The organism is Streptomyces sp. NPDC059003 (genome assembly GCF_042740445.1).
In the GTDB taxonomy this organism is placed as follows: Bacteria; Actinomycetota; Actinomycetes; order Streptomycetales; family Streptomycetaceae; genus Streptomyces.
Map to the genome: position 1 here is coordinate 46406 of NZ_JBHYJH010000050.1, position 8398 is coordinate 54803.

At 74.1% G+C, this 8398-nt stretch carries 9 protein-coding genes; 3 read left to right on the forward strand and 6 right to left on the reverse strand.

What is annotated here, in order from left to right; genetic code table 11:
• Positions 1 to 117: 117 nt before the first annotated feature.
• A complete protein-coding gene (locus tag ACFWZ5_RS19425) occupies positions 118 to 654 on the reverse strand; it encodes a nuclear transport factor 2 family protein (RefSeq protein ID WP_384797427.1) in 537 nt (178 codons plus the stop codon).
• A gap of 74 nt (positions 655 to 728) precedes the next feature.
• Here ACFWZ5_RS19425 and ACFWZ5_RS19430 point away from each other — a divergent pair, with 74 nt between their 5' ends.
• Positions 729 to 1394: an HAD-IA family hydrolase gene (locus tag ACFWZ5_RS19430; RefSeq protein ID WP_384797430.1), complete on the forward strand. Its 666-nt coding sequence runs from the start codon at positions 729 to 731 to the stop codon at positions 1392 to 1394.
• 29 nt (positions 1395 to 1423) lie between these two features.
• On the opposite strand, the gene ACFWZ5_RS19435 is transcribed toward ACFWZ5_RS19430, so the two are convergent.
• The 3 genes from ACFWZ5_RS19435 to ACFWZ5_RS19445 all read right to left on the reverse strand — a co-directional run bounded on the left by ACFWZ5_RS19435 (position 1424) and on the right by ACFWZ5_RS19445 (position 3998).
• Positions 1424 to 1573 carry a hypothetical protein gene (locus ACFWZ5_RS19435; protein ID WP_384797433.1) on the reverse strand — a complete coding sequence of 50 codons (150 nt, stop codon included), beginning with the start codon at positions 1571 to 1573 and terminating at the stop codon, positions 1424 to 1426.
• A 173-nt stretch (positions 1574 to 1746) separates the two neighbouring features.
• Positions 1747 to 2322, reverse strand: coding sequence for a DUF2165 domain-containing protein (locus ACFWZ5_RS19440; RefSeq protein ID WP_384797436.1), 576 nt, complete (start codon positions 2320 to 2322; stop codon positions 1747 to 1749).
• Between the two features lie 173 nt (positions 2323 to 2495).
• The gene (locus tag ACFWZ5_RS19445; RefSeq protein ID WP_384797439.1) at positions 2496 to 3998 is read right to left on the reverse strand and encodes an MFS transporter; all 1503 of its coding nucleotides are present in this window, start codon (positions 3996 to 3998) and stop codon (positions 2496 to 2498) included.
• A 77-nt stretch (positions 3999 to 4075) separates the two neighbouring features.
• Between ACFWZ5_RS19445 and ACFWZ5_RS19450 the strand changes: the two genes are divergently transcribed.
• Positions 4076 to 4744 carry a TetR/AcrR family transcriptional regulator gene (locus tag ACFWZ5_RS19450; RefSeq protein WP_384797442.1) on the forward strand — a complete coding sequence of 223 codons (669 nt, stop codon included), beginning with the start codon at positions 4076 to 4078 and terminating at the stop codon, positions 4742 to 4744.
• Between the two features lie 34 nt (positions 4745 to 4778).
• Here the strand turns inward: ACFWZ5_RS19450 and ACFWZ5_RS19455 are convergent, their stop codons facing one another.
• Positions 4779 to 5648: a LysR family transcriptional regulator gene (locus tag ACFWZ5_RS19455; RefSeq protein WP_384797445.1), complete on the reverse strand. Its 870-nt coding sequence runs from the start codon at positions 5646 to 5648 to the stop codon at positions 4779 to 4781.
• Positions 5649 to 5824: 176 nt separating this feature from the next.
• Between ACFWZ5_RS19455 and ACFWZ5_RS19460 the strand changes: the two genes are divergently transcribed.
• Positions 5825 to 6340, forward strand: a complete 516-nt coding sequence (locus ACFWZ5_RS19460) for a cupin domain-containing protein (protein WP_384797448.1) — start codon at positions 5825 to 5827, stop codon at positions 6338 to 6340.
• A 21-nt stretch (positions 6341 to 6361) separates the two neighbouring features.
• Here ACFWZ5_RS19460 and ACFWZ5_RS19465 read toward each other — a convergent pair.
• Positions 6362 to 8398, reverse strand: a 2037-nt coding sequence (locus ACFWZ5_RS19465) for a reprolysin-like metallopeptidase (protein ID WP_384890891.1), incomplete at its 5' end; no start/stop codon positions are given.

Here is an 8398-nt window from a genome sequence, read left to right on the forward strand (position 1 = left end):
CTTGGCCCCGACTCGGCCCGACGCCCGGTCGTGCTCCCAGTGTGCGCGCCGGTGACGATCTAGGACAGGGGGCGGGGGGTGTGGGTAACCGGGTCGGCCCAGCACCTCGCGCGCCGGTCAGCCCAGTTCGGTGGGTGCCCGTTCCGCCGGGGCCTGCGGCTGCTGGCCGACGCGCGCCTGCGCACGCGTCCGGTCCGGTGCCGAGACTCTGCGCCACTTCTCGTGTACGACCACCTGGCGCAGTTGCCAGCCGTTGTGCGTACGCAGGACGGTGAACGCGTAGCGGCCGCCGCACTCGAAGTCCGGCGCCGTGTCGGCCGTCGGGGCGGCCGACCGCATCGGGTTCACGTAGTCGGCCTGGACGTGCGCGGTGTCGCCGACGTCGTGCTCCCGGACCTCGAAGCGGAGCGTGCGGTTCACGATCAGGTGCTGGCGCGTCGGGAACAGTCGCATCGTTTCCGCAAGCCAGTCGGCCACGTCGGCCGCGGGTCCTTCGATGCCGCCGGCCGACCGGTAGTCGGCGCGCCCGTCGGGTGCGAAGAGCCGCCGGTAGGCGTCCCAGTCGCCGTCGTCGACGGCGATGGCGTATTCGGTGATGAGGGTGTCGATGGCGAGTCGGTCCAGAACTGCCGCGAGTTCCACGCGCTGCGTCATCGAATTAGTCTTGAACACCGCGACTGCGGAGCCAAGAGTGCGGTGCCAAGCGGTGCGGAGCCGGGGTGGTTCTGATGTCTTCGCCGAACGCGGCCACGGGTACGGGCACGCGCACGGGTACGGTCCCAGGCGCGGTGGAGCGCGCGCTCCTGGTGGACGTCGGCGGGGTCCTCGTCCGCGACTACCTTCCGGGCGCCGCGGCCGCGTGGGGCCCGCGGTTCGGCCTGACGCCGCGGGAGTTCCTCGCCGCGCTGTACGACGGCAACGACGCGGGCGTCCTCGTCGGCCGCGTCAGCGAGGACGCGTGGTGGACGACCGTGGGGGAGCGGCTGGGCGCGCGCCCCGCGGTGGTCGCCGCGCTGCGCCGGGACCTGGACGCACGGGAGACGTGGGACGGCGCGCTCGTCGGACGGCTGCGGCGCCTGCGCGGCACCCCCGGCGTGCGGACGGCGATCGTCAGCAACACCTGGCCGCGGCTGCGGACCCGGATGGCCCGCGCGGGCCTGCTCGACGTCGTGGACCACCTCGTCCTGTCCTGCGAGGTGGGCTGCGCCAAGCCGGACGCCCGCATCTTCGAGCTCGCGCTGCGGGGCGTGGGCGCGGATCCCGCACAGGCGCTGTTCATCGACGACACCCCGGGCCACGTGGACGCCGCCCGCGCCCTGGGGCTCGCCGGTCATGTCCACACGCGGGCCAAGGACACGCTCACACGGATCGAGGAGTTCCTCGGGGGAGGCTGAGGAACTCCTCGGGAAGGGGTGACCGCGGCCTAGGCGGCCTGCACGACCTCCGTGCGCACCGCCTCGGCCCACTCCGTCACCAGCCGCTCGTACTCCCGGCGCTGCTCGGCGGACAACCGGCCGCCCGCCCGCAGCCACAGGCCTCGTATCCGCTCGTTCAACTCTGCAGACGACCGCACGGAACCATGGGGGTGAGGGGTTAAGGGCATGGGTCAAGCCTAGGCGATAGCTCCCGCGTTCGGAACTGTCGGCTACCGCACACGTGCGGGACGTGATCGTGCCGGGGGCGCCCAAGCCCCACGCGCCCGGCGCGAGTTGACGCATACGCGCTGTTCGCGGGGGCGCGGTCGGCTCACTCCGGCGCACTCTTGCCGGTGAACCCCCGCCCGGGGAACGGCAGATGGACCACCAGCAGTGAGATGCCGCACAGGGTGACCACGCGCGTAGCGGCGTCCAGACCGTTCCAGTGCTCGGACTGCCACATGGCGAACCACTCGCCGCCGACGCCGATGAAGCCGCCGCCGAACAACAGCAGCAGCATCACCAGACCCACCGTGCTGGCCCGTCGCGCACGGCCGAACCCGCCGCCGCGCCGCAGCGCCGCGCCCCACAGGACGGTGCCCGCGACGAGCACGAGCGCGGCGACCGTCTCCCAGACGATGATGGCGACGTACGCGGTGTCCTGGAGCGCGCGCGACTCGACGGCACGCCACATCAGGTCGTCGTCCTTGAAAGTGGTGTCCATCGCGAGGACGTGCCGTACGAACTGCTGGTTGGTGCCGAAGTCGGTGATGTTCCCGAACGCGACGAGCGCGATGTAGAGCGCGACGACGCCGGTGAGCGCCGCCGCCGCGACCGCCGGTGCGCCCAGAGCCGCTCCGCGGCCGCCGCCCGGCTCCGGACGGCCCTCCTCGTCACGCGCGGTCATGCCTGCATCCCTTCGCCGGTCCTGCCGTTCCGCCGTGGTCCGGCGGACGGAGGACCCATGGTCGCAGGGCGGCGCCGCGTACGCGGAGGTGGTCGGCGTACGCGGCGCTCGCCGGCGCGGGACGTATGGGCCCCGCCTCGGGCGAAGGGGGACGTACGCGACCCGCCGCGGGCTCAACCCGCCTTGGACGCGGCCGCGTGGGGCCGGATCCGATGGGCCGTCAGGACCCCGAGGGCGGCCAGGGCTCCGGTCAGGACGAAGGTCGCCGTCAGGGCCACCGTCACCGTCGAGCCGTACGCGTCGGCCAGGGAGACCGCCGCGCCGCCGAGGCCGCTGAGGACCGCGACCGACAGGGTCTGGGCGAGCTGCATGGAGCCGCTCGCCTCGCCCTGCCGGTCGGCCGGGGCCTGCTCCATGGCGTCCGTGGTGGCGGCGTTGAAGGCCACGCCCATGCCCGCGCCGCCGATCGCCCAGCCCGCCACCGCGACCAGCGCGGGCACGCCGTCCACGAGGACCCCGAGCGCCATGACCACGATGCCCGTGAGCAGCACCACGAAGCCCACGGCGATCGGCGCGCCGCGGGAGCGGCCGCTCCAGCGGCTGTCCGCCTTGCCCTGCCAGGCCGCGCCGAGGACCCAGGTGATGGCGCCCGCCGAGAGCCCGAGCCCCGCCTCGGACGCGCTCAGCCCGCGCAGCTTGACGAGGCCGAGGGGCAGGAAGGCCTCGCTGCCGAAGTAGGCGCCGCACAGCAGGAAGCGCAGGACCACGCCGGCCGGCACGCCGCGGCGCACGGAGAGCGTGCCCGCGGGCGTGACCGAGCGCAGGGCGAGGGTCGCGGTGACCGCGCCGACGAGGGCCAGCGGGATCAGCAGGGTGAGCCGGTGCAGCTGGAGCCCGGCGAGCAGGACGCCGGTGCCCGCCGCGAGCAGCACGCTCAGGGCGACCGGCGAGGACCACCAGCGGCCCGCCGCGGCGGCCGGCGCGCTCTCGGGGCGGCCCAGGCGGCGCAGTTGCGGCAGGACGAGCGCGGCCGCGAGGGCGATCAGCGGAAGGAGCAGCACGAACACGCCGCGCCAGGAGATGTGGTCGGCGATCACGGCGGCGACCGTCGGGCCGATGAGCGACGGCACGGTCCAGCCGCCCGACACGAGCGCGAACATCCGCGCGCGCAGGGCCTGCGGGTAGGCGAGCGAGATGGCCGTGTACGCGAGCGCCATGACCGAGCCGACGCCGAGGCCCTGGAGGAAGCGGCCCGCGAGGAAGGCGGGCCAGTTGGGGGCGGATCCCGCGACCGCACAGCCGACCGCGAAGACGGTGAGGCCGATGGCCAGGGGGCGGGCGGGGCCGTGGCGGTCGGCGTCCAGGCCCGCGGCGACGGTCCCGATGAGGTTGGCGAGCATCAGCGCCGACAGGCCCCAGCCGTAGGCGTTGAGGCCGCCGAGGTGCCCGGCGATCTCCGGCAGGACCGTGGCGACGCCCATCGACTCGAACGCGACGAGTCCGACGGAGAGGACGATTCCCCAGGTCAGGGCGGCGTACGGGGCGCGGAAGACGCTCTCGGCGGCCGGGGCTCCCGGCGGTGCGGCCGTGCCGGACCCCTCGTGTGCGGGCGCGGTGTCACCCGTCGCGGGTGCGGCGCGACCGTCGCCGACTGTCGACTCCTGCTGTGACGGCATGGCCGATCCCCTCCTCGGTGGTGTTTATATTTCGATCCGGACCGGAACGTAAACACATGCTACCTATACTGATCCCCATGGCAACCCCGGACTCCGCAGCCCCTTCCGCCCGTTCGGCGGGACGCCCGCGCGACACCCGGCTCGACGAGGCCATCCTCAAGGCGACGCTCGAACTCCTTGAGGAGTCCGGCTATCCGCACCTGACGCTGGAGGGTGTGGCCCGCCGCGCCGGCACCACCAAGCCCGCGATCCGCCGCCGCTGGCCGTCCCGGCAGCACCTGGTGATCTCCGCGCTCGCCGAGACCATGGGCACCGCGCCCACCCCGGACACCGGGTGCACGCACTGCGACCTCATCCTGGGCATCGAGACCCTCACGCAGGCCTTCGGCGGCACGCTCGGCCGCCGTACGCTGCCCGCCCTCGTGGCCGACCTCGCCGACGACCCCGCCCTCGACCGGGTCTTCACCGACACGATCTTCCGGCCCCGCAGGGCCACGACGGAGGCCGCCCTGCGCCGGGGCATCGAGCGCGGCGACATCAGGGCCGACGCCGACATCGACCTGCTCCTCGACCTGCTCGGCGCCACCACGTACCACCGCGTCCTCTTCGGCCACCTGCCCGTCACGGACTCACTGGCGCACGACGTCGTGATGACCGTGATGGGAGGCGCGGCGACGCCGCGGTGGCGGGGGCACTACGCGCGGCACCACGACACCGCGGACCCGCAGGTCAAGGCGGAACTCTGAGTAAGTCGGCACGCTGAGCGAGGCGGACGTCGGATCAGGGTCGGGGCAGGATGCCGAGCAGCCGCCGCAGCGCCGGACCCGGCACGCCCGGGGGCACGGCCAGGTACGTCGTGACGTCCGGCGCGGCCAGCGGGCGCACGGCGACCCGCGGGTACGACGGCAGCCCCGTCACCTCGTAGAAGACCGTCCACGAAGGGGCGGAGCCGCCGATCTCGGCCAGCGTCTCCTGGAGCGTGGTGAAGGGCGGCCCGAGCGTCGGCTGCGCCCCGGCGGCCCGCAGCGCGCCGGTCACCAGGTCGTAGAAGGGCGCGTTGGCCTCCCGCGGGGCGAGCCGCAGCGGCAGCCCGGCGAGCTGCTCCAGGCGCAGCGACGCGTCGCCCGCGAGCGGGTGGCCGGACGGCAGCGCCACGTACAGCGGATCGCTCCACACCGGAAGCAGTTCGAGCCCCGGCGCCTTCGCGACCGCCCGCACCAGCGCCGCGTCCAGCTCGCCCGAGCGCACCGCGGCGAGCCGGTCCGCGAGGTCCAGGCGCCGCAGCCGGACATGGAGCCGAGGCGCCGCGTCCGCGAGCTCCGCCAGGAGGCGCTGGACCCGGTCGCCGGGGCCCTGGACGGCGCCGAGCCGCAGCAGGCCGCCGTCCCCGGAGGCGAGGTCGGCCGCCACCTGGCGGGTGCGCTCGGCGGCGGCGAGCACGGCACGCGCCTCGGGCAGCAACCGCTCACCGGCGGCGGACAGTTCGACGCTGCGGGTGGAGCGGTGGAACAGGGCGACGCCGAGCTCCCGCTCCAGGCGGCGGACCTGCTGGCTGACCGCCGACTGGACGATGCCGAGCCGCTCGGCGGCGCGGCTGAAGCCGCCCTCGTCGGCGACGGCCGCGAAGTACTGGAGCTGCCGCAGTTCCATCCGCCCCGCCCCTTTCGCCCGGCACCCTTCGCCCGGCGCTTTCCGCCCCGGCCGGGACCTATCTCGATCCGTGATTTCTGTGGGTGACAAGTGCTTCTGGTACGCGGCTTGTTCCCCGGGTCGAATGAGGGGTGCGCCGGCCGGGGAGCGGTCGGCGGGAGGTGAGGAGCCGACCCATGACCGAGCACACGAAGAGCACCGCCGAGGCCCACGTGGTGCGGCCCGGCACGGCCGAGTACGTTCCGCTGCCGCACGGAGGCGGCTTCGAGCTGCTCGCCGACGCGGTGCACACCGGCGGCGCCCTCGGTGCCAACCGTCTCGCGCTCGGCGAGGGCGCGGACGGCGCACGGCCCCACTACCACGCCCTGTCGTCCGAGCTGTTCCACGTCCTCGACGGCACGATGGACTTCTACCTGGACGGCGAGCTCGTCACCGTGGGGCGCGGCGGCCTCGTCGTGGTGCCGCCCGGGATGCCGCACGCCTTCGGGGCCGTCGCGGGGGAGAGCGCCGACGTGCTCGCGGTGCTGACCCCGGGGATCGACCGGTACGAGTACTTCAGGACGCTCGGCCGCATCCAGCACGGCCTGGACTCCTTCGACCGGCTCCTGCCCGAACAGGACCGGTACGACGTGCACTTCCTCGACGCCGGGGCCTGGCGGTCCGCGCCGCGCGCGGACCGCCTGACGCCTTAGGGCCCTGGCGGGCGCACCCCGTCAGTCGGTGTACGTGAAGCCGATGGACGCGGTCAGGGCGTTGCCGCGGGCCGTGGCGAACTGGACGGGGCCCGCGTCCGGGTAGGCGGGCGCGGTGAACGTGACGTGGCTGTCGTCGACGACCCGCACGTTCGTGGCCGCGACCCCGCGGAAGCCGCCCGCGGTCGGGGTGCCCGCGAGGACCTGGGTGGTGCCGGTGAGCCCACCGCCGGTGAGGGTCACGGTGAAGCCGCCCTCGGTCGGGCCCGTCTTGGGGTCGACGGCGGTGAGGGCGGCCGGGATCGGGCTGAGCGGGGCGGTGCTCTTGATGAACTTCACAGTCACGTAGTGGTTGCTGTCCATCGTGACGCTCAGGGAGTCCGCCCGCGTCGGCTGGACCTTGCCGTCGACGGTCCAGCGGTCGATCTTGTAGCCGGAGTCGGGCGCCGCGGTGATCGTGACCTGGTCACCGGTGGCGAACAGGCCCGTGGACGCGGTGCTCACGGTGCCGCCCGTGCCGTCCTGCGGCACCGCCGTGAGGGCGTGGCGTACGGGGTCCGTGCTGTCGGCGGGCGTGCGGTAGTTGGCGAGCACCGGGCCCGTGAGGTTCATGACGCGGGTGGAGTCGGCGGGCTCCTTCGCGCCGAGGGCCACGCCGCGCGGCTTGCCGTCGAACGTCTGCCGGGGGTTGGAGAACCACATCTTGTTCTCGCACTTGTCCTCGTCGGCGCAGCTCATGTTGTAGCCCATGATGTCGACCCAGGTGCGGTCGGCGGGCAGGAAGCCGTGGTTGTCCGGGTAGTACGGGTTGTAGTTGCCGGGCCGGTAGTTGTCCTCGTCCGGGTCGATGGGGTCGGTGATGTAGTCGTGGTTGAGGCCGAAGTTGTGGCCGATCTCGTGGGCGAGGTGGTGGGTGCCGAAGGTGTCGGCCTGCTGCGCGCCGAACCCGGTGTCGTCCGAGCTGTACTTGGCGTTGTCGCCCGGGATGAGCCGGGGCAGGGACGGGGTCATGCCGGTCCCTGCCGTGTAGACGCCCTCGGGCGGCGTGAACTTCGACAGGACGTGGACGAGGTCGGCGCCCTTGGCGTCCCGGGTGGCGCGGACGCTGGTGGCCCACTCCTCGGAGTAGTTCGGGTCCTCCGGGTTGGCGAGCGCGTTCGTCATGCCGTCCATGTCGCTGGGCTCGCCGCTCCAGGCCGGGGTCTCGAAGACTCCGAGCAGCTTGAGGCGGGCCTTCACCTCGCTGTCGGCGTACGCCTGGTTGGCGCCCTCGACGGCGGCCTTGGCCTGGAGTTCGATGGCGGCCACGCCGCCCTCGGTGTCCTTGGCGGTCTCCGGCGTGTAGCCGATCAGGACGTCGATGACCGGGTCCGTCGGCTCGGCGCGTCTGCTGGGTGGGGCCGTTGGGCGCGCGGGTTTCGCCAGGCGCAGGCCGTCGCGTACGAGCGGTGTCTGGCGTGCGGTGTCGAACGACCGGATGCGGGAGACGCCGGGACGGACGGCTTCGAGCGCGTAGCGCACCTGTCCGTCGTGGATCTCGCCGGCGACGCGGGGACGGCCCCCGGTGCAGGCGCCGTCGACGGCGAGGGTGACGGGCCGGTCGGAGCGTCCGGCGAGCTGTCCCGTCCACAGCAGGGTGCCCTCGCGGTCGCGTGACACCTTCTTGGCCCGGGCGGTGACGGTGTGGCCGTCGAACAGCGGCAGGGCGCGCCGGTCGGGGGCCGCGACCGGGCCGCGCCGGCACAGCGCGCGGAAGGCGTCGCCGGTCCAGGTGACCTCGCCCGTGCGGAGCAGGCCGGGCAGGCCGGGGCGGTCGGGGCGGTCGGGGCGGTCGGGCGAGGGCGCGGCGGCGGATGCGGCGTTCGCCGTGGTCGCGGCGGGGCCCGGGGCCGCGGGCAGCGCGGTGGCGAGGGCGGCGACGGCTCCGACGGCGGCGAACCTGACGGGGATCATGAGGGCTCCTTCGTGCACGTATGCGAACAGGTCGGACACGAGCACGATCACCTGGAGCGGCGGTGAGCGCGGGGGGAGCGGGGCCGAATGGCGGCGTGCGTGGGG

Bases quoted from the DNA above. Each gene is read 5' to 3' on its own strand.
- ACFWZ5_RS19450 (WP_384797442.1), top strand. From the start codon at position 4,076: ATGGCAACCCCGGACTCCGCAGCCCCTTCCGCCCGTTCGGCGGGACGC.
- ACFWZ5_RS19455 (WP_384797445.1), bottom strand. From the start codon at position 5,648: ATGGAACTGCGGCAGCTCCAGTACTTCGCGGCCGTCGCCGACGAGGGC.
- ACFWZ5_RS19445 (WP_384797439.1), bottom strand. From the start codon at position 3,998: ATGCCGTCACAGCAGGAGTCGACAGTCGGCGACGGTCGCGCCGCACCC.
- ACFWZ5_RS19430 (WP_384797430.1), top strand. From the start codon at position 729: ATGTCTTCGCCGAACGCGGCCACGGGTACGGGCACGCGCACGGGTACG.
- ACFWZ5_RS19425 (WP_384797427.1), bottom strand. From the start codon at position 654: ATGACGCAGCGCGTGGAACTCGCGGCAGTTCTGGACCGACTCGCCATC.
- ACFWZ5_RS19460 (WP_384797448.1), top strand. From the start codon at position 5,825: ATGACCGAGCACACGAAGAGCACCGCCGAGGCCCACGTGGTGCGGCCC.
- ACFWZ5_RS19440 (WP_384797436.1), bottom strand. From the start codon at position 2,322: ATGACCGCGCGTGACGAGGAGGGCCGTCCGGAGCCGGGCGGCGGCCGC.